At 36.5% G+C, this 19,623-nt stretch carries 19 protein-coding genes; 2 read left to right on the forward strand and 17 right to left on the reverse strand.

The genetic code is table 11. From position 1 onward, the window contains the following. A partial coding sequence (locus LACDD01_RS03135; protein ID WP_156468512.1) for an ATP-binding cassette domain-containing protein occupies positions 1–246 on the forward strand: 246 nt, incomplete at its 5' end. A 70-nt stretch (positions 247–316) separates the two neighbouring features. On the opposite strand, the gene LACDD01_RS12570 is transcribed toward LACDD01_RS03135, so the two are convergent. The 17 genes from LACDD01_RS12570 to LACDD01_RS03215 all read right to left on the reverse strand — a co-directional run bounded on the left by LACDD01_RS12570 (position 317) and on the right by LACDD01_RS03215 (position 18,700). Beyond that, positions 317–403 (reverse strand): LPXTG cell wall anchor domain-containing protein, encoded by an 87-nt coding sequence (locus LACDD01_RS12570; RefSeq protein WP_304438503.1) that lies wholly within the window; start codon positions 401–403, stop codon positions 317–319. Beyond that, on the reverse strand, positions 400–2,046 hold the full coding sequence (locus LACDD01_RS03140) for an InlB B-repeat-containing protein (protein WP_231863361.1): 1,647 nt from the start codon (positions 2,044–2,046) through the stop codon (positions 400–402). Before LACDD01_RS03140 ends, LACDD01_RS12570 begins: the two co-directional genes overlap by 4 nt. Before the next feature lie 376 nt (positions 2,047–2,422). Next, the gene (locus tag LACDD01_RS03145; protein ID WP_061413178.1) at positions 2,423–3,256 is read right to left on the reverse strand and encodes an Rgg/GadR/MutR family transcriptional regulator; all 834 of its coding nucleotides are present in this window, start codon (positions 3,254–3,256) and stop codon (positions 2,423–2,425) included. Positions 3,257–3,550: 294 nt separating this feature from the next. Continuing rightward, positions 3,551–5,374 carry a translation elongation factor 4 gene (gene lepA / locus LACDD01_RS03150; protein ID WP_061413179.1) on the reverse strand — a complete coding sequence of 608 codons (1,824 nt, stop codon included), beginning with the start codon at positions 5,372–5,374 and terminating at the stop codon, positions 3,551–3,553. 131 nt (positions 5,375–5,505) lie between these two features. After that, positions 5,506–6,993: a helix-turn-helix domain-containing protein gene (locus LACDD01_RS03155; protein WP_231863362.1), complete on the reverse strand. Its 1,488-nt coding sequence runs from the start codon at positions 6,991–6,993 to the stop codon at positions 5,506–5,508. 111 nt (positions 6,994–7,104) lie between these two features. After that, the gene (locus tag LACDD01_RS03160; protein WP_061413181.1) at positions 7,105–8,994 is read right to left on the reverse strand and encodes a WxL domain-containing protein; all 1,890 of its coding nucleotides are present in this window, start codon (positions 8,992–8,994) and stop codon (positions 7,105–7,107) included. Beyond that, complete coding sequence (locus LACDD01_RS03165) at positions 8,991–9,305, reverse strand: LPXTG cell wall anchor domain-containing protein (RefSeq protein WP_061414131.1); 315 nt, start codon at positions 9,303–9,305, stop codon at positions 8,991–8,993. The genes LACDD01_RS03160 and LACDD01_RS03165 overlap by 4 nt, the downstream gene beginning before the upstream one ends. Continuing rightward, positions 9,298–10,332, reverse strand: coding sequence for a DUF916 and DUF3324 domain-containing protein (locus LACDD01_RS03170; protein ID WP_061413182.1), 1,035 nt, complete (start codon positions 10,330–10,332; stop codon positions 9,298–9,300). Before LACDD01_RS03170 ends, LACDD01_RS03165 begins: the two co-directional genes overlap by 8 nt. 97 nt (positions 10,333–10,429) lie before the next feature. Beyond that, complete coding sequence (locus LACDD01_RS03175) at positions 10,430–11,041, reverse strand: WxL domain-containing protein (RefSeq protein ID WP_019293525.1); 612 nt, start codon at positions 11,039–11,041, stop codon at positions 10,430–10,432. Positions 11,042–11,246: 205 nt separating this feature from the next. Continuing rightward, the gene (locus LACDD01_RS03180; RefSeq protein ID WP_061413183.1) at positions 11,247–11,927 is read right to left on the reverse strand and encodes an acetolactate decarboxylase; all 681 of its coding nucleotides are present in this window, start codon (positions 11,925–11,927) and stop codon (positions 11,247–11,249) included. A gap of 131 nt (positions 11,928–12,058) precedes the next feature. Then, positions 12,059–12,802 (reverse strand): 2-dehydro-3-deoxy-phosphogluconate aldolase, encoded by a 744-nt coding sequence (locus LACDD01_RS03185; RefSeq protein WP_061413184.1) that lies wholly within the window; start codon positions 12,800–12,802, stop codon positions 12,059–12,061. 16 nt (positions 12,803–12,818) lie between these two features. Further along, positions 12,819–13,817, reverse strand: coding sequence for a sugar kinase (locus LACDD01_RS03190; protein ID WP_061413185.1), 999 nt, complete (start codon positions 13,815–13,817; stop codon positions 12,819–12,821). Then, a complete protein-coding gene (locus LACDD01_RS03195) occupies positions 13,814–14,917 on the reverse strand; it encodes a DgaE family pyridoxal phosphate-dependent ammonia lyase (protein ID WP_061413186.1) in 1,104 nt (367 codons plus the stop codon). Before LACDD01_RS03195 ends, LACDD01_RS03190 begins: the two co-directional genes overlap by 4 nt. Before the next feature lie 14 nt (positions 14,918–14,931). Then, a complete protein-coding gene (locus tag LACDD01_RS03200) occupies positions 14,932–16,029 on the reverse strand; it encodes an amidohydrolase/deacetylase family metallohydrolase (RefSeq protein WP_061413187.1) in 1,098 nt (365 codons plus the stop codon). A gap of 2 nt (positions 16,030–16,031) precedes the next feature. Beyond that, entirely contained in the window at positions 16,032–17,117 is a 1,086-nt protein-coding gene (locus LACDD01_RS03205) for a DUF871 domain-containing protein (protein WP_061413188.1), read from the reverse strand. A gap of 15 nt (positions 17,118–17,132) precedes the next feature. Further along, entirely contained in the window at positions 17,133–17,393 is a 261-nt protein-coding gene (locus tag LACDD01_RS03210) for a hypothetical protein (protein ID WP_061413189.1), read from the reverse strand. Next, the gene (locus tag LACDD01_RS03215; RefSeq protein WP_061413190.1) at positions 17,390–18,700 is read right to left on the reverse strand and encodes a PTS sugar transporter subunit IIC; all 1,311 of its coding nucleotides are present in this window, start codon (positions 18,698–18,700) and stop codon (positions 17,390–17,392) included. The genes LACDD01_RS03210 and LACDD01_RS03215 overlap by 4 nt, the downstream gene beginning before the upstream one ends. 240 nt (positions 18,701–18,940) lie before the next feature. Here LACDD01_RS03215 and LACDD01_RS12015 point away from each other — a divergent pair. After that, positions 18,941–19,623, forward strand: a 683-nt coding sequence (locus LACDD01_RS12015; protein ID WP_082779259.1) for a GntR family transcriptional regulator, incomplete at its 3' end; no start/stop codon positions are given.

The following is a 19,623-nucleotide window of genomic DNA, read 5'->3' on the forward strand; positions in this document are numbered from 1 at the left end:
GGACAGCAGCAACGTGTGGCTATCGCACGCGCCCTTGTTTTAAATCATGATATCATCATTGCGGATGAGCCTACAGGAAATCTTGATGAAAATACGACGCGCCAAATTGTCGAGCTTTTCAAAAAAATAGCGCATGAAGATCATAAACTTGTAATTATCGTGACTCATGAAACAGAGGTAGCTCAAAACTCTGATGTTGTCTACCAACTCAAGAATAAAAAATTCACCAAGTTAGATACTTTTTGAAAGAAGACAGACAAAAAAGACTAGCCGAGAGCTAGTCTTTTTTCTTATTTCATTTTACCTTTTTGTTAAGTTATTTTTTTACCCCCAACAAGGAAAGGACGACAAGAATGCTTACCCCTAAGACATAAAGATATGGTTTTGCATTTTCACCTGTCAGCGGAAGTTTTTTCTAGATTCAAGCGACCTAGTAGTATCTTGAGTTTTCTTAGTACTCAGTGGTGCTGTGCTCTTCTCTATTTTTATGTTAGCATTAGTATCTTCCTGTTTTTTTGCTACTTCTTCATTTTCATTTGACGCTACTGGAACTTTTTCCCAACTGGCATAGAGGACCTTATCACCTTGTTCTTGCGCTGATATGGCTTCTATTTTTTTACCTTTTTGATCTGTCCAGCCCGTAAAAGTATAGCCCTGCTTCGTTGCTTGTTCAAAATGACTTATTCCTCGTCCATAAATATAAGAATCTGGATTTTGCTGCGAATTTTCTCCACCATTTAAAACATAGTTTATTTTATAAGTATTTGCTTTCCAATTTGCATAGAGTGTTTTGTCGCCTTGTGCATCGGGAGGAATATTGGTTATACTATTACCATCTCCATCTGTCCAACCTGTGAAAGTGTAACCTTCGCGTTGTGGTGCTTCAAAATGGCTTATTCCTTGACCATAACTATATGATAAAGGATTCGCAGGATGGTTTGTTCCACCATTGAGGACATAAGCAATATTAAAGCTTAAACTCTCGGATTTGAATGTTAAAACAGCAGGTTCAGTGTAAATGGGTTCATTATTTATTGAATCTAGCGGTGTAATTTTTAAGCGGTATAAATTACCTTCATTTGAAATATCGGAAGTAAAGTCGAGTGTTTTACGAATTGTTTTATCACCAGCTGAGTTCGTCAGGCTTTCAGAAATATCATTAAAGGACAAACCTTTATCTGTACTTACTTGCCATATCATATCAACTGTTATTTTCTGCGCTGAAGATAAATTTACCTCAGATTCAAAATGAGCAAGTTCTCCTGGGATTAAATCAAGTTGATCATTAGGATTAGTCCCCGTAACCTGTCCATCATATTCGTATTGCACTAAGGCGGGGACATTAAAGTTGAAAGCATGCCATTTATTCGGATCACCATCATAAGCTCTTTCTTGATATAAGGTGAAAGGGATATTTTGCGCAAGATTAGGGGCAAGCGCAGCAACATCTCCCACTAAAAACACCGGTCTTGTTTCAAGCAATGTGGGATCATTTTTAAGCATACTTAATGGCATAAAACTCGTGTAAGGTCCTGCCATGTAGATTTTAATCCCCTCACTGCCATTCAATGCTTGGCTCGTATCAACATTAGTTGCCGTATTGTCTATCAGTGGGTTAGGAAGAGTCCATGCTTGGAGAGCTTCATTCCAGTTATAAGAGCCAGTTGCAGCTGTAGATCCACCAGAATTCGTAATAGTAAAAGTAGGAGAATCCATGTATGGAATCACCTTTACCAGTCGGTAATCACTGTTAGGCAATTTCGTAAATGTAAGTGTCCCCTGATAACGGTCGCCATCAATCGTACTTGTACCTGGTGAGGGGATATTAAATGAAGCTTTAAACAAGCTATTGGCAGCCCCGACCCAAGGAATGTGGGTTTTGTAGTCAAAAGCATAAGTTTTATCTGCAGTTGTGACTACTCCACCATTTGTTGCAAGAACCCGCACAGGTATTATATTTAACAGTATAAATAATATTAACGTGACAGATAACATCATAAGCCTTCTCAAAGACAGTACTTTGTGTAATATTTGATATTTTTTCATTTTTTCTCCTCCTCCTTCTATTATGGGCAACACCACGAGAACTACTTTACCCTTCTAGAATTGTCCTTTCTTTTTTATTATCCCTTATATCATTATATTATAATAAGAAAAAAATTAAATCAATCTCTTTTTCACTGTAATTGTCTACACAATACATTTCGACTGGCGTCAAGGAGCTATTAAGCACCTTCATCCATTGAGTCCCAGATTTAATTTATAAGAAATAGTTCAAGAAATCGAACTCATATTAGCTATATCTTCTCTTTTATTGACTTTAAAAATAAAATTTAAATGAAAAAAGTTACTGGATCGATTGCGCCAGTAACTGCTATTTTTAACTATGAATGTGGTGAGACATATATCCTTTACGATAAGTCTATCCTTTTATTTTCTCAAAATTATGTTTAAAAATGCCCCGAAGTTCTAAAGCATTTATTTCTGATAATATCTTTAAAGACCTACTAACAAGTTTTGCTCCCATATTTTTATCTTCAAATTTATAAATCCAACATCCCTTTACAAAAATAGAAGATATTCTTACATAGGTATCAAAAACAAGTGTTAATTTATCTAATTCCTCTATTAATTTCTCTGAAAATTTCTTTTGCTCTCTTCTAATCATTGAAAGAATGGTACGGATGATTAATCTAATTAATAAATTTCTAAATTCTGTGATTTCTTTTAAATACTGACTGTTTTGTGATAAAATTCTTTCAATCAGATGATAGACTAAGTCAGGATTAATTTCTTCTAGTGTGTTCACTAGGATATACATTTCATAACTATGCCAAACTTGATAAGACTTAAGCTTGTTTTCTATATACTTTATTTCGTCAGTTGAAAGCTTTGTATAACAAGCTTTGGCTGAGAGAGCAATGACTTGGTTTTCTTCCATATCATATTTTACATTTTTCATGTATATAGCCTGAAGCTTTTTCTGGTCATTGCTAAAGTAAGCTTTCTCAATTTCCTTAAATTGAGATAACCAATAATCCTCCTCATCATTATTAATCATCAGCATATAGGAACGAAAAGTCGTGTGCATTTCTTGTAAGGCAAGGTCTAATTTATCTAATGAAATCATTGATTTACCATTTTCAAAATAGGACAATGTTGATTTTGATAAACCCACACGTTCAAAATCGCTTAAAAGTAAATGGTGCTGCAAGCGTAATTTTTTAAAAACTTCGCCATATTTTTTATAAATCATGGTCATTCCTCCTAAACAGCATATTTTAAAAAATGTACTCTCTCGCGAACATTCAATAATATCTCTTGGCTAGCATTAAATATGCTCGACTTCTTACCTTCTTTTCACTTTCATTTTATCATAACAAATCTTATATTTACTAAAAAATTCACTTAAATTTAATGAAATAAATTCTTTTTATATCATTTTTCTTCATGATTTATCTTCAGGACGATTATATTTTTATCCAAAAAATAAAGACAGCCTCAAAGACTGTCTTTTACTTATTTGTGATATAAAGTAGCTTATTTACCTTTATTCTTCATCCATAGACAAAACAGAAAGGAAAGCTTCTTGTGGTACTTCTACTGAACCGATCGATTTCATGCGTTTCTTACCAGCCTTTTGTTTTTCCAACAGTTTACGTTTCCGAGAAACGTCACCACCGTAACATTTAGCCAAGACATTTTTACGCAAGGCTTTGATGTCGCTACGTGCCACGATTTTTTGACCAATAGTGGCTTGGATTGGTACTTCAAATTGTTGACGAGGAATAAGTTTTTTGAGTTTTTCAACGATAACTTTACCACGTTCGTAAGCAAAATCTTTGTGCACGATAAAGCTAAGGGCATCGACTTTTTCGGAATTCAAGAGAATATCCATCTTCACGAGACGTGATGGACGGTAATCTGAGATTTCATAGTCGAAACTTGCATAGCCGCGTGTTGAAGATTTGAGCTTATCAAAGAAATCAAAGACAATCTCACTCAATGGGATATGATAAATAACATTGACACGGTTAGCATCAAGATAATCCATCGTCACAAATTCACCACGTTTGCGTTGAGCAAGCTCCATAACGGCACCGACAAACTCGTTAGGCACCATGATTTGTGCTTTGACAAATGGTTCTTCAATACTTTCAATACGTGTTGGGTCAGGGAATTCACTTGGATTTGCCACTTCCATTGTTTCACCATCAGTCGTGTTGACATGGTAAATTACAGATGGTGCGGTCATGATTAAGTCTAAGTTAAATTCGCGTTCCAAGCGCTCTTGGATAACATCCATGTGCAAAAGGCCTAAGAAACCACAACGGAAACCAAATCCAAGCGCTTGTGATGTTTCTGGCTCAAACTGCAAGCTGGCATCATTCAGTTGTAGGCGTTCTAGGGCTTCACGAAGGTCATTATAACGGTTAGAATCAATCGGGTAAAGTCCACAGAAGACCATTGGATTCATTTTTTTATAACCAGCAAGGGCTTCCTCTGCAGGGCGATTAGCTAAAGTGATTGTATCACCGACGCGTGTATCCGCAACTGTCTTAATTGCAGCTGCCAAGTAACCAACATCGCCCGCCATGAGGAAGTCACGCGCCACTGCTTTAGGCGTAAAAATCCCAACCTCTGTCACAACAAATTCTTTACCGTTTGACATCAGTTGAATAGTATCACCTACCTTTACAGAACCGTCAACTACACGGATTTGCAAGATAACACCACGATAAGCATCATAAACTGAGTCGAAAATCAGCGCCTTGAGTGGTGCTTCAACATCACCTTGAGGGGCTGGAACCTTCTCCACAACTTGTTCCAAAATTTCTTCAATACCAATACCTGCTTTAGCAGAGGCTAAAACAGCCTCTGAAGCGTCTAAACCGATGACATCTTCAACTTCAGTACGCACTCGTTCTGGATCTGCCGCAGGAAGGTCAATTTTATTAATGACGGGAAGAATTTCTAAGTCGTTATCTAAAGCCAAGTAAACATTTGCCAAAGTTTGGGCTTCAATCCCTTGAGCTGCATCGACAACAAGAATAGCACCTTCACAGGCAGCTAAAGAACGGGAAACTTCATAAGTAAAATCGACGTGTCCAGGCGTGTCAATCAAATGGAAAATATAGGTTTCTCCATCTTTAGCCGTGTATTCTAACTCAATAGCATTGAGCTTAATCGTGATACCACGTTCACGCTCCAAATCCATGCTGTCCAAAAGCTGAGCCTGCATTTCACGTTTTGAGACTGTTTCTGTCAGTTCAAGGATACGGTCAGCCAGCGTTGATTTCCCGTGGTCAATATGCGCGATGATTGAAAAGTTACGGATTTTCTTCTTACGCGTGTTCATTTCTTGTATATTCATCATTATTTTCCTTAATAAAAAGTCTATTAGTATCATTATAACATAAAGTTACTTTCTCAAAATAAAGAAATAGATAAAAAGAGTTTTTTACTCTATGTATTATTCTGACATTAACACGGCGGATTTTATTTTTAACGAAACCTCTTCTCATAAAGCGATTTAGACAAAAACTCAATCAAGTCGGTCCAGGTTTCTTTATCAAAAATATTTTTAAAGTAAAAAACATCTTTGGAGAGGAAATTTCCTTCGGGATCACTCGAAATGATAACATCAGCTTCAGGTATCGTTTTGCAGAAAGCGATTAAATCGCTATTAAAAAATTTTTTCAAGGTGTTTTGAATATAGAAGCTATTCACAATGCTTGAGGTATGATTAATATAGACTTGGACAGGGATACTTGGCGCATTGAGCTCGTAAATTGTATAAAGTAGTGCTGTCAAACTTTTTCTCTCTAAATCATTCAACTGCTGTGAAGAAGGAAAATAGGTAATGATCTGATTTAGCCTATCTTTAACAGCACGATAACGAGGTTTTTTTTCAAACAATTCATAATTTTTTTCGATAGGAACTGCACGGTAAAAATCAACATTAAATTGTATGTAACGTGAATATAGGTTGGTAAGTACTAGAAGATAGTAGGATTTGACATAATTTTCTTCGGAAAACTCAAAAGAGAACGTCTCGCGAAATTTTTCTAGAAACAGGCTGACTTCATAACCAATAGAAAGTTTCGAGTTTTGGAATCTTTCAACCACCCTTTTTTTCTCGTACATATCATCAAACTCAAAAATAAGACCCCTGACTAAAAAACTAAGAAGTATTGACTCTTTCTCAATAATCTCTGGGTCTACATTAAAGGAAGCAAGATTTAAGCAATGGTGACCTCGATAAAATATCGAAATATCCTCTAAAAATGCTTTTTCAACCTTGACATATTTCTTAAAGTAAACGATACGATAGGAAGTCACACCCGCAAGTATAAGCAACTTTTGTTCCTGAGCTTTTGAAAGTTTTCGCTCGATTTTTAAAGAACGCTTTAAAAAATTTATATCGATAAATTCTGGCGGAAAGGCATCAGAGAAAGGCTTTTTTCCTAAGGTATTGAAAAGATGCCAATGTGTGAGATAGAGAAAATAGCGTACACCAAGTTCATCTCCCGAAAAATTTGTCGCATTTGCCAAGTCAAATTCGGCTTTAAAAGGGAGCATAATCTCCTTCACTTGTGTCAATAACTTGTAGACTGTTGGTTCACTAAAGTTCAAATCATAAGCAATTTCAGGAATTGATGTGTAACTTTTACTGATAAGTGTAGAGAGGAGATTATATAAAGGGCTTTTCCGCATATAATTCAGTTTCAAGCGGGTCACGATATAATCTGGTGTCATTTCATTCTTCATTTTTATGACTATTTTTGAAGACTTTTTTATTATCTTAATATCTTGACCAAAAAGTTCATGGATATCTTCTTCAAGTTCCTTGCTGTACCGTCTAAAAGTCTCATTTTTCAAGTTCAATTTCTCCTTTAAATCTTTAGAAAATTCACCTGCCCGAGAAAACAAGATGTACTGAAAGAGTTCAATCTTAACTTGTTCCTTTGGCGTTGTGAAAAGCTCTATCATAACTTTTTCTCCTATTTCCATTCCTCGCTTTGCATCTTCCAACATCTTTTATTACCTCAAGCCTTCAAAATATAAAAACAGCGAAACGCTGTTTTTATATTTATTATAACTTTATGCTGGTGGTGTACTCTTAGTGGTCGATACAAGATTCCAAGTTATCGTACTGCTAAAAGTCTCTCCTGCACTCAGATCGGCTAGCGGATCAGGTTGTAAGAGCAACTGCCCGGTTAAATCAAAAGCTTCACTGCTTACCGAATCTACAATGTAACTATCTGTATCATCATCTTTAAGATTTATCTCAAAGGGATAAGTGGACATTGTAAGTTGACTATTAAATTTCAGTCTATGATTATTGTTACTTTGGAAACGACTCATCTTTGCAGAAAGTCGCCAGCCACCTTTTGCTCTACTGTCCACAATTTCAAGATGATCTTGTGCAGTGGGCTCTCTATCTTTTGTTCCATCATAGATATAACTGGCAGGCAATTTACCAAAATCAAAGTTTGGTACTTGCTGTAAAAGAAGCTTTCCTGTCGCTTTATTAACCAGAAGTTGAGCCTTATTTGAAGAAAGAGTAACTGTTTCCTTTTTGCCGTCCCCTGTATCAATCGTTGTTGAAAAAGTGACTTGAACTGCAAAAGGTTTCCCATTTTCTGTCGCTTCCCGCGCAGTTTTCATAAAGGCACTGTCTGGAGCAAAAGAAAGGATATGATCTGCATCATTAAGACTGGTCAAATCGCTTACTGTACCTTTATAGTTTTTGACCCCTTGAGTTTCAGAGAAAGCTTTAGGAGTTTTCCCTTCTATGTATTTCCATTCATAACTCCATACTTCGGCACTTTCAACCGATTTGTTCAAATCTGCTAAACCTTGTCCATCAAGTTCCCAGCTCATACCACTATCTTCTGCAACATTTTTAGCTGCTAAACCACCGAGATAGACTGTCTTATTATCTGTTGGCGTTGTTCCATCATCATTTCTAATGCCAGCAGACATCGTGAAAGGGATACCCGGTGCTTGTACATCGGTATTTACTTCATCAAGCTGATCCCCAGCATCAAATTCAATACTGCGTCCCTCTGTTTTGAGGAAATTAATTCCCTTTAAAGAACTGTTCCAAGTAATTTTACCCGTCGCATCACGTGGTGTTGTCACGGCCTTCGCCGAATAAGTCGCTTTTTCAAACACCACACTCGGAGTCGTAATGGAAATACCGCTAGCAGCAACTGGCTTATCCTTAACCGTGACTTTAGCAAGTTGCGAGTAATAGGTCATAGCAGAGATGCTCCCAATAATTGGTAGGGTATTGAGCCTTGTTTCTAGCTGAAAATAATAATTACCAGCTTGCAGCTTGGTTACAGGGATGTCAATGCTTTGTTTAGTTGAGCCAAGGAGTCCACTTCTATCCGAAAATTCACCAATACTTCCCATACTTAGCCAACTCCCATCGTCTTGTTCCTGCCAAGCATTTACTTTGACTTTAACCTTACCCCAAGAAGTCACCCATGATGTGGTTTTAATACTTAAATCAGCACTTGTACCTTCAACAATATACTGCTCTTCTTGAGGCTGAGAAAGAATTCCTGTACGCAGTGGAAAGAGTAAATAAAGGCCATTTCGATCTGGTTCATGGGCACCTGGCAAATCGGTATAGCTTGCATCTGATGACAAGCTCGCAGTTGGAGATGCTTTTTCAGATTGAGGTTTATCTTCGATAGATTTTTCTTGCTCCGGTACCTCAGATGTTCTCGGTGCTTCATTTTCTATTGGAGCTGCCTCTTCAGATGTTTGATCTCCTCTGTTTTCAGACTCAATAGTTTGATCTGTATCCGATGTTGGTGTTTCAAGTTCTGACTCTTGCAGACTTGAGCTACTATCCTTATCATTCGTTGCACTAGATGAATGCTGTGCTTCCACGTCACTGTCCAAGGCATAAACTGCAGGGCTTGCAGCATGTAGCAAGAGAAAAAGCAATATAAAACCTATATTTATTTTTTTCATTGAGGTTTTCCTTTCTCTCCATACATACGAGCCAAGAACAAGATAGCAACAAACAACAATAGCATACAGCCAAACAAGATTAAAGAATATTCTTGAGCACTTCCTGTAGATGGCAAGAGATCGTAATGCACCAACTGTCCATTTTGAGGAATTTCAGGTGGCAAAACACCAGCATCTCTTACATCCTGATGAACAGTAAAACCAATTTTACTTTGCATCATATTAGCGCTCACTGGCTGTATAAGGAAAAGATTCGTCAGACAAGAAAGACCTAAGAGTGCTAAACTAACTTTTAGTTTGCTATTATTCATCTTCATCATCAGTATCGCCCTTTCTTTTTCCTAGCCCATAAGCCACGAGGAAAATAATAATACTGCTACCAACTACTGCAGCTATAATCCACCAAAGCTTTGTATTTGATTTTTCTCCCTCAAGCAGCTTGCTGTTGACGGTTTCTCTACCTTTACTATCAACTGTAAAGTCACGTGCCATATCAAAGCTTTTATCACCCGACTTCATCAGCATATGATAGGTATATTTCCCCGGTTTTAAGAGATGATTATTGGTATCTATTGTATATTCAAATGAAGAATAGGGGGCCATCTCATATTTTTCTGATTGTGACTGATAAAGCTTGTCCGTTTTTCCCTTTTCAGTCACCCATGCCTCTACTTTTATTTGCCCAAACATGCTTGGAGCTTGGTTACTAACCTCACCTACAACTTTAGGCACTCCTGTATCCGACTTCATCTGTGCGTTCGTCAACGCTAATTTGGGCGTAATTTTTTTATTGAAATCTTCCGATATTATGACAGGGATTGTCATAGCAAAGGCATTACGTACACCTACACCTTTAGACTTTGCTGTTTCTTTCGGGACTTTGCGAACATAGACACTGCCTAAAATAGTACCTTTTATATTATCTTGAGGTAGCTTAAGATTAAAAGTAATATTCTTTGTCTGCCCAGCAGCAACTGTTACTTTTTGAGTCGCCTTTTTCTCCTCTACCAAATCCTTGAGGGAAAGACCACCTGCTATCATTTTTTTGGAGCTGGGAGTATAATCAATATGGCCGTTATTACTTGTCGTTGCTTGGACAAGTTGAACATCAAAATCTTGATTTTCATTTTCTGTCAAATTCTGAACAGCTACCGTTACTGGATAACTTTCATTTTGTTCACCCTTAATTGAGAAATAGCCTGCAGTGGGATCCGTTTGACCCTTTCCAAGTACTGGGGTGACAGTAAAACCTGCGCCCTCTTCCGCATGTGCATTCACAGGTAGAAATAAGGTGAATAGCAGTATGGCGAAGCAGCCTAATCCTTTTATAAATTTCATGCTTTTCAACCTCCACTAAAAAATAAAAGCAAGAACCGACAAATCTTAAGTTTTGCCCGTACTTGCTTATACATTTTCATTTATCCGACAACAAAGATTATGCAGTTGGAGCGACGGGTTGTGAAGAACTCAAGTTCCAGTTGATTGTTGTTTCAAAAGCATCATCAGCTGCCAAGTTTGCCTTTGGATTTGCGCCCAAAGTTAATTTAGCATTTTCTGCAGAAATAAGGAATTCATCTTTACCATGCGAACCATTACCTTTTGCAAGTTCTACAGGGCTCTTGTCATCTTTAATCACACCTGTAAAATCTTCTCCTAAAGTACCGACCGCTGAAAGGTCTAAAGCTGCGCCTTCCAATGAAGTTTTAGAATTTGTAAATTTATCCATATTAGCTGTCAATGTCCAGTCTGATGTACCCAAACGTGTATCGCTAACTAAAACTTTTCCTTCAGCTTGAGCTGCTTTTCCAGTGAAACCTGAGTAAATTGAGCTGGCTTCAAGAACACCATAGTTGAAGCTTGGTACTTCTTTCAATGTTAACGTGCCATTATCTGGATCCGTTGGATTTCCTGGATCTTTAGCGGTAATCGTGAAGTTAGCAGTAGAATCTTTTGCCTCTGCTTCATCCGCGAATCCTGTAGTAGCTGAAGCCATCGTCATGCTAGCCAAGATTCCCATACCCATCGTTGCTAAAAATGCTTTTTTCATAATAAACATCTCCTCTATAAATTTTTATAAGATTATGTGAATCCACCTTGAATAAACTCACTTCTTTATTTTATAATTTATCTTGCAACATAATTATATTTATTTGTGGGAATTTACCTCAGCTCAAGATAAACTTTACGATTTATTTCACATAGTAATTTTAACGACAAAAAAACTACCCTTTTTAGGTAGTTTTTATCTATTATTACTCAAAGCGCATAGCCTTGAAATTTTCATTTTCTTGAGGAAATTCCTGTTTCATTTCCCCCACTTGACCAACTTCAATGGTAATTTGTCCAGATAAGAATTCAGTCAAGTGACCGCCAAAAGTCTTGTCATCACTTAAAAAGTGTAAATGGGCACCATCACCATACAGATCTTCTAAAAACTTAGGCGACCAGATACCAACAATCGTTCCCGAAATGTTTTTTTCGGCAAAATGAGGCTGTTCAGCCAGTATTTCCAAATAATTTTTCGTATTCTTTGCAGGTTTAGAGCTAATTTCCACCGACTCAAAGTGTCCAGTCATTTTTAGACTGTAAGCTGTGTTCCGTGTTGGGAATTTCTCTGTCAGATCATGCAAGGTTTGCATCGTCAGTCCATTAACTTTATAAGTCGCAAAAGGTTGGTGATCAATCACTGCAACATACGGTAAAGTTTCATCTGGCTTAACTACGCGAACCTGATTTTCAGAATTTCCGTGATAGGCAGTGCCATCAAGAATAATAACTTCTCCATCAGCACCATCTAAGGTACCAATACCAATTTGTCCATATTTTAAAGCTTCTCCAGCAGTTATGGTCCCTTCATAAAAGCCACCATACAGGGTGTTAAAAGAACCATGCTGAAAAATTGCACTCATTTTATTTATAAAACTTTTAACCATGCAACAATTATAGCATATGACATAAATAAACGCTAAAATTAAGCTCTTAATATTTCGACAAATAACACTCTTTTGAATTTTTATTTTTCCTACTTAAAAAGCCTCCATCCTATGACTGAGACTTGATTTTCTTATTTGTTCAAAATGGCTTTCATCATCTCAAAAAGGCTCTTTACATCCTCCACTCTTGTGTTTCCTGTTTTTTTATCAATGATTGAAGAATAGACATGAGGAATAATTTTTTCAACGCCGGCATCAACTGCAATTGTTACAATTTCTTCAAAGTTTTCTAAATCAATACCACCAGTTGGTTCCAAATAAAAATCATATTTTGCACAGGCTTCTGCTACTGCTTTATACTCTTCAATATAGTTGAGACCTTTCATGTTAAAGTATTTAATAGAACTTCCACCCATATCCTTCAATAAAGCAATCGCTGTTTCGATAGGCACAATACCTGCGGCACTTTGAGAAGATAGTGGCCCCGTTGCAATATTCACCATACCTACTGTTCCTGTCGGTGATACTAAACCATTGATAACCGTTTCATCTTGCCCTAACAATGCGCGACTTACCCCAACACCGGTAAATACTTGATTGACGTGCTGGGGTTGTAATACTTTTGACAAACGAGAAACCATTGCCGATTGGTTGGGATCACCAGCGCCTAAGCCAACTGACAGCGCATTATTCGTTGCTGCAGCATAGCGTTTCATATCATTGATAGCCGCCTCATCTGTATCATAATTTTTTGACAGTACACCCAAGACAATGTGTCCTTCTGCAGCTTCATAACATTCTATTGCATTGTCTACTGAGTGGGCAAGTACATTTAAGCATAAACGGTTTTCTAGATAATTCATTGTTTTGTTCATTTTCAATCTCCTCTTCTTATCGTATAATGTCGATATTTTCATCCATTAATTTCGCTTCAATAAGCTCTCGACTTATGATAGGACTGTCACCATAAGTTGTATATGAAAGTTGTGCATTAACACTTGCAAATTCAACTGTTTCCTGTATCGTCCAATCTTCAATTAAACCCATAAGTATTCCTGCAGCAAATGCATCCCCAGTACCAATACGATCAAAAGAAATAATTTCACGTTTCTGGGAGTAGACAATATTCGATTGGCTTGCAAGAAATCCTTGAAGTATTTTACGATTTCCCTCATTCACTTTGGTTGTTCCACCAAAAAATGAAACGTGGTATTCTTTCATAAATTTACGATAAAGCATTTCAACTTGTTCTTCTTCTGAATGTTCTATTTTTAACAGTAAAAGTAAGTCCTTTTCACTTCCGAAAACAACATTGCTATAATGTAACATCTTTTTATAACTATCAATTAAAATGTCATGTTCATCAGCTTTTGCAAGACTCATCCGATAATTAAAGTCAAAACAAATCATAATTTTTAGTTCTTGGGCAATTCTCGCTAAATTTAATGCATTTTCTCGTGATTGTTTCGATGTTGAGAGGGCTATTCCACAAATATGTAAAAGTTCAATATCTTTAAGCGCCGTCTTTATTACTTCATCTGATAGCTTAACTTGACAAAATGCACTTTGACTGCGGTCCATATAGGTTACTTCACTGGGACGATTCCCATAGCCCATTTCTAAAAAATAGCTTCCTATATGTTGCCCTTCAATCATAATTCTTTCATCAGAAACACCTAATTTTCGGATAAAACTTCGAGCAGTTCGTCCGACAGTATTGGCTGGAAGCACTGTGAGTAAATGAGTTTTAACGCCATTATGTGCCAAACTTGATAATATATTTAAACCTGTACCGCTAAAAGACATCTCTAAGGATTCTGTCTGTTCTAGCATTTTATAGTTTGGCACTGCAAGCCGCATCATTACTTCTCCAAATGCTAAAACATTCATACAGTACCCTCCATTACCTCTTTTAATTTACACTCAATATCCAGCATTTCTTCTTGGTTCACGGCACGAATATCAAATTCTATAATTCCATTATTGGCTTGATAATCCCTTGTATAAATAGCTAGTCTACCTTGTTTTAACTTTTGGATGACTTCTACTGCTGTTGTTTGATCACTTGTCACTTTAACACGCGCCCGATAGATTTCTCTGCCTGCCGCATCTTGAACTGTACTTGCCTCAAGTCCTTTGATTTCATTAATTTTATCGACAAAAGGACGGAGACGCTGGAGCATACTTTCTTTTGATTCATTACCATTAGCTAAATATAATTCTAATGCTGCAACTAAACCGACAATGTTTTCTTTCCCAATTTTCATTGCTCGGCCAATCCCTTTGTTTTGCATTTGAATCCAAGGAATATAGGGATTTCGTCCAATAACTATCGCACTTGTTGGTGCTTCAATTGCTTTTGCACCACTGTATATAACCAAATCTGCACCTTGCTGATAATAAGTCTGCAAATCTTCTTCTGCTGCCGCATCAACAATCAAGGGCAAATTGTACTTAAGCGCCACTTCTTGCATTTCCTTAATACTCAACATACTTTTTTGAACAGTGTGATGACTTTTTATATAAAGAAGAGCTGCTGTATTTTCTGTAATTTCCATTTCAACTTGCGTTTGTGAGCATTCGTTTGCCCATCCTGCTTCTACAAGTTTACCGCCCCCAACTTGTATCATAACTTCTACACCAGTTCCATAATTAACATTATGTCCCTTAGGCATCACAATTTCGCGCTTTTGGATTTTGGAACTATAGGGGTTGTAAATATTATATTCTTGTCCCTGTCCAATAATGGCTGCTATACTTAAAGCAATACCAGAGCTTGCACTAGAGACGACAGTTGCATTTTCAACATCCAAAAGCTTGGCAATATACTGACCACTTTTTTCGACTAATGCTTGCATTTCAAAAAAAGATTGTCCCGCTTCCTTTTGTGCTTGAGCAACAGTATCACTCACTTTTGATACACCAAGAATCGTCATTTTCCCACTCGCGTTAATTACCCTTTTTAAATCAAATTTTTCGTAACTGTTCATCTCTCTTTTTCCTTCTAAATATCGAATTTTTCCCCTTTAATCAAAACTGATCTTGGTATAATGCTTTGATTGGACTGCTCTTTATTCCCATTAGAATCCATCAAATATTTCTCACTTTTTATAATCTCAAAAAAAGTTAAATCTGCATCAAAATCTTCTTTGAGTTGTCCTTTATTCTTGATTTTTAAAGCATGTGCAGGAGCTTCTGTCACTCGAAAAAGCACCTCATCCACTGAATAGCCAACTGCCAACAATTTTTCCATCGTTGTCGCCAAGCTATAAACTGGACCATCTTTACGATTTCGTAAATAAATATCTGTACTTATCGAGTCTGCAATAATATCTTCTTTTTTGGCTCTTCTTGCAACTTCAAAGTTGAAACTATCTGTACCGTGACCGATATCAAAGTGAATACCGTTCTTATATGCTTTCTTAGCAAAAGGCTTGATATTTCCAGCTTGATCGAGTATTCCATTATCTTTTCCATTAAAACAGTGGGTAACAATATCTCCTGGTTCTAAATAAGAGAACAGTTCTTCCAAATCCACTGGTGATGTCCCAATATGAACCATTAGTGGCAAATTTACTTTACGTTGTAATTCTTTTGCAAGTAATAAAGGTTTTACGCCATTTTCACCAATAACTGTTTTACTCATACGAGCTTTTAAGCCAATGATAAATTCAGGGAGTTCATAGAGGCGCTCCATATTTTTCTTAATATTTATTTTCGATAAATCAGCCAGTTCATTTTGTTTTACGATGCCGTCTTTGGAGATATTCATTAAAGCATAGACATTTGTTTTTGCTTTTTGTGCCAGCTGGTAAAAATCTTTAATATTATTTTCGCCTGTAGAGCCCGCATCAACAATTGTGGTAACACCGCTGTTTATTCCAACCTCATCAGGATAGTCATAATACAAGGTCATTTTTTCAAAACAATGCACATGAGCATCTATCCATCCTGCAGAAACATACAGGCCTTGAACATCAATTTCTTCTCTCGCTTTTTCTGTAATTTTTTCAGAAATTTTGCTAATTTTTCCGTTTATTATGCCTATTTCAATGATTTCATCGTGAATTGTTTTTGCATTTTTAATCAGTGTATCGTACATTTTCATACCTCTTTAAATAAGAATTTACTCCAAGGTTGAATGTAGTCTAATAAAATTAATTCTTCCTTTGCAACAGACCCAACCCTATTTTTCCTAGGATCAGAATGGGGTTGCAAAACAATTTGTAATTCATTTTTATACTTCCCAAAATCATCATTTCCAATCAAAATATCGCCTTTTTGAAAAAATTCTTTATTGTCATGGGCGGGATTTGCGTTTTTATAATCTTTTCGCGTTTGTGTCGAACGAATCATCTGCTGCGTGATGTCTCCACGTCGGAAATGCTGGTTGTTTAAAACAATATCTTTTTCTTTATCGCTTGTTCGTTTTTCAAAGTTTATCGAAAATTCTGTCTGATAACGATTAATCTGGCCCAAGCTTTCGATCTCGTCCTCGCTAGCATAAGCGTTACCAATAATAACGTCATCAATCAATTCTGTCGCAAAAAGATGCTTAGCTTGAACGCTGATTGGTAGATGACGATGCATTTCCAATGTAGGTAAGCCGTCGTTAATATCCCACGGTCCTAGTTGAGCTGTCTGACTGGTAACAAATGCCGCTGTACGAATCCCTTGTTTTTTAAATCTCTGACTACATTTTTCAAAAAAGTCTAAGGGTAAGGCACTTCCTTCTTGTGGGTAGAAATTATGACAACCATAAATATAAGGTTTATTTGCTTTATAGCTCAATATATTATCCAAGTAAGCCACATCATTACTCATATTTAACTCAATAACTAAGCCAAATGGATTGAACGATAAGTTAGCTTCCTTATTTCCATCAAATCCTACATCTAAGCGTAAACCATCCGCCCCAAGTTGATGGAAAAAAGACAAATCATCATATGAGATAGCAAGTTCATCGAAGATATTAGGGGCAATGTCTAAAATTACTTCGTAATTTAGAATTTTTGCTTCTTTGATAATCTTTGAAAACTTTTCTGCTACTTTTTCTTTCCCTTCTGTTACTTCCAACATTGACATAAAAATACGCTCAAAACCATGTTTATTTCCCAACTTCAAATAAGCTAAGTCTTCTTCAAACTTACTATTATCAGGGTAAATGGACAATCCTAATCTTCTAAACATTCTATTTTCTCCTCTTTAAACCTTATCCCACTGATCAACATAGGATTTAAACCGCCACAATAAGAGACAACTGCTCATAATGGTAGCAACCACTGCAAAATACAAGATATGAGTCAAAACAGATAGTGTTAACATCATGATGATAAAAAGTAAAAGCATTGGTATAACTTTAAAAAGTTTGCCTTTCCTTAAAAATTCGGGGACTTTTCCTTTTTCCAAATAAATCATTGCTGTAAGAAATGTTATAAAGGAAACAACTGCAATATCGTAACTCATTTTTCTCCTTCCTTTTCACTTTCCATCAACTGTTTTTCAAATACTTTGAAGAAAGGATAGTAAATAACTAAACTCACAAAGAAATTGATCACAACAAGCACTGCTGCCATAATATGCCAGTTTGTAACCATCATCGCACCAATAGGTGATGGAACGGTAAATACGGTTCGTGAAACTGTCATTGGCACAATATTTGTAATCGTCGCTACATAAGCAATAACTGTCATAACAAGTGGAGATAAGATAAAGGGAATGGCCAAGGTTGGATTCATAACAATAGGGGCACCAAAAATAATCGGCTCATTGATATTAAATATTCCTGGCAAGAAACCAATACGTCCCAGCTCTTTTAAATATGACGATTTGGAAGTTAAGAAAAGACAAATGAGCGCAAAGGTAGCACCTGCTCCTCCAATCCATACAAACCATTGCAAGAACATTTCCGTAAACATATTAGGCATTTGCGATGCCGGCGTACCCGCTGCAAAAGCATCCATATTTTCAGCAATTGAGCTTTCCCAGAACGGACGAATAACAGGACCCATAATGGCAGGACCATGAATACCTAATACCCAGAAGAAACAGATCAAGAATACAGTTACAAGTCCCCCAAGCAAACTATTTCCTGCCAAGAAATCTTGCATTGGCATGATAATATTTGAAAGAGTTGCATTAATATCAAAGCCAATCACATGACGAATCCCCCAGAATAAAAGTAAGTTTGCACCTGCTGGAAATAAAGCAGCAAAAGAATTACTTACTTCAGGAGGTACGCCCTCAGGCATTTTGATTGTGATATTTCTTTCCTTCATAAATCTGTATATCTCAACAGAAATAATAGCGGTCACAATAGCTCCAAATAGAGATTGAGCGCCTAATTGAGCGATATTAAGATATCGTCCTGCAGCCACTACCTGTGTCTGTACCTCCGTGACTTGAACATCCTCAAATAAGCGAACAGGTTGAATACTTGTAGCTAGAAAACTCATGACTGCTACGATTCCCGCTGTTAATGTGTCTAGCTTATAACTTTGTGCGAGTGCACTCGCAATACCAAATGCTGCATATAAAGCCAGAACTCCAACTGTGAAACGATAAGGGATATCCAACACCGTCAGATATGGTGTCAGCTTTTCCGCTACTGCGGGGATAGGGAAATTCAAGAAAATAACAAAGAAAGCTCCCACCAAGGTTAAGGGCAAGGTTGCAATAATCCCTTTTCTGATTGCTGGCATATGGCGCTGACCACCAATCTTGTTTGCCATTGGAGAGACTTTTTGCTCCAAAAATGTAATTAATCCGTTCATTAACTTTTCCTTTCTTCTTTTAGAATGAAAACGGTTTCTCTTTTGCACTAAAACATTATAACATTATAATCTTTATTGCGCAACCGATGTTCTAAAATATTATTCATTCTTTATTACTATCCCTTAAGTAATTTATTTGTACTTGTAAATATGCTGTGAACATTATATTTTTTCTATTTTTTCCAATATAGTTTATAATGAATAGATAGATTATATTCAGAAGAAAAAAGGAGAAAAGTAATGAAAGGTATCTTGTATCAAGAAATTTCAAATCAATTAAAACATGATATTATTACTGGCAAATATCCTGTAAACTCACTTTTTCCCACAGAAAACGAATTAGTAGAAATGTTTGCTGTTAGTAAAATTACTATTCGGAAAGCAATCGAACTTTTGGTTCAAGAAGGTTATCTCCATAAACAAAGTGGTAAAGGAACAACGATTATTAGTAATCGACCTTTTAACATCCTTAATAATGCTATTCCGTTTACACGTCTCCTTGAAAAGGATGGAATAAATGTTAAAAGTAAAATTATTGAAGTAAAAGAAAGTTCAATGACGGAGCATACATTTGCTTGGCCTTACGTCTATGAAATAACTCGAGTCTATTCCTTAAATGATGTGCCAGCCATTTATTCTAAACATTATTTTTCTTTGAAAGAAAAAGAAAATTTAAAAATTTTAAGTGATGACGATTTTTCTCTTTACCGCCTTTTATATGATAAAAACCTTCCTATTTCACAGATAAAAGATACTTTCCGTGCGATAAAGATTGACGAATCTTTGAAACAGTACGTTGACTTTTCCGAGGATTTCGCTCTGCAGCGTAACCGATTTTCCTATGATGAAAATGGAGGGCTCATTGAGTTTACTAAGTTCATTTATGATTCTGAGCGTCAAGAATACTATATTGATTATCTTGT

The organism is Lactococcus sp. DD01 (assembly GCF_001578715.1).
GTDB classification, from domain to species: domain Bacteria; phylum Bacillota; class Bacilli; order Lactobacillales; family Streptococcaceae; genus Lactococcus; species Lactococcus petauri.

What these genes read in the sequence shown, in the direction of transcription:
- LACDD01_RS03140 (WP_231863361.1), bottom strand. Translation starts at nt 2,046, where the DNA reads ATGAAAAAATATCAAATATTACACAAAGTACTGTCTTTGAGAAGGCTT.
- LACDD01_RS03145 (WP_061413178.1), bottom strand. Translation starts at nt 3,256, where the DNA reads ATGATTTATAAAAAATATGGCGAAGTTTTTAAAAAATTACGCTTGCAG.
- lepA (WP_061413179.1), bottom strand. Translation starts at nt 5,374, where the DNA reads ATGAATATACAAGAAATGAACACGCGTAAGAAGAAAATCCGTAACTTT.
- LACDD01_RS03155 (WP_231863362.1), bottom strand. Translation starts at nt 6,993, where the DNA reads ATGATAGAGCTTTTCACAACGCCAAAGGAACAAGTTAAGATTGAACTC.
- LACDD01_RS03160 (WP_061413181.1), bottom strand. Translation starts at nt 8,994, where the DNA reads ATGAAAAAAATAAATATAGGTTTTATATTGCTTTTTCTCTTGCTACAT.
- LACDD01_RS03165 (WP_061414131.1), bottom strand. Translation starts at nt 9,305, where the DNA reads ATGAATAATAGCAAACTAAAAGTTAGTTTAGCACTCTTAGGTCTTTCT.
- LACDD01_RS03170 (WP_061413182.1), bottom strand. Translation starts at nt 10,332, where the DNA reads ATGAAATTTATAAAAGGATTAGGCTGCTTCGCCATACTGCTATTCACC.
- LACDD01_RS03175 (WP_019293525.1), bottom strand. Translation starts at nt 11,041, where the DNA reads ATGAAAAAAGCATTTTTAGCAACGATGGGTATGGGAATCTTGGCTAGC.
- LACDD01_RS03180 (WP_061413183.1), bottom strand. Translation starts at nt 11,927, where the DNA reads ATGGTTAAAAGTTTTATAAATAAAATGAGTGCAATTTTTCAGCATGGT.
- LACDD01_RS03185 (WP_061413184.1), bottom strand. Translation starts at nt 12,802, where the DNA reads ATGAACAAAACAATGAATTATCTAGAAAACCGTTTATGCTTAAATGTA.
- LACDD01_RS03190 (WP_061413185.1), bottom strand. Translation starts at nt 13,817, where the DNA reads ATGAATGTTTTAGCATTTGGAGAAGTAATGATGCGGCTTGCAGTGCCA.
- LACDD01_RS03195 (WP_061413186.1), bottom strand. Translation starts at nt 14,917, where the DNA reads ATGAACAGTTACGAAAAATTTGATTTAAAAAGGGTAATTAACGCGAGT.
- LACDD01_RS03200 (WP_061413187.1), bottom strand. Translation starts at nt 16,029, where the DNA reads ATGTACGATACACTGATTAAAAATGCAAAAACAATTCACGATGAAATC.
- LACDD01_RS03205 (WP_061413188.1), bottom strand. Translation starts at nt 17,117, where the DNA reads ATGTTTAGAAGATTAGGATTGTCCATTTACCCTGATAATAGTAAGTTT.
- LACDD01_RS03210 (WP_061413189.1), bottom strand. Translation starts at nt 17,393, where the DNA reads ATGAGTTACGATATTGCAGTTGTTTCCTTTATAACATTTCTTACAGCA.
- LACDD01_RS03215 (WP_061413190.1), bottom strand. Translation starts at nt 18,700, where the DNA reads ATGAACGGATTAATTACATTTTTGGAGCAAAAAGTCTCTCCAATGGCA.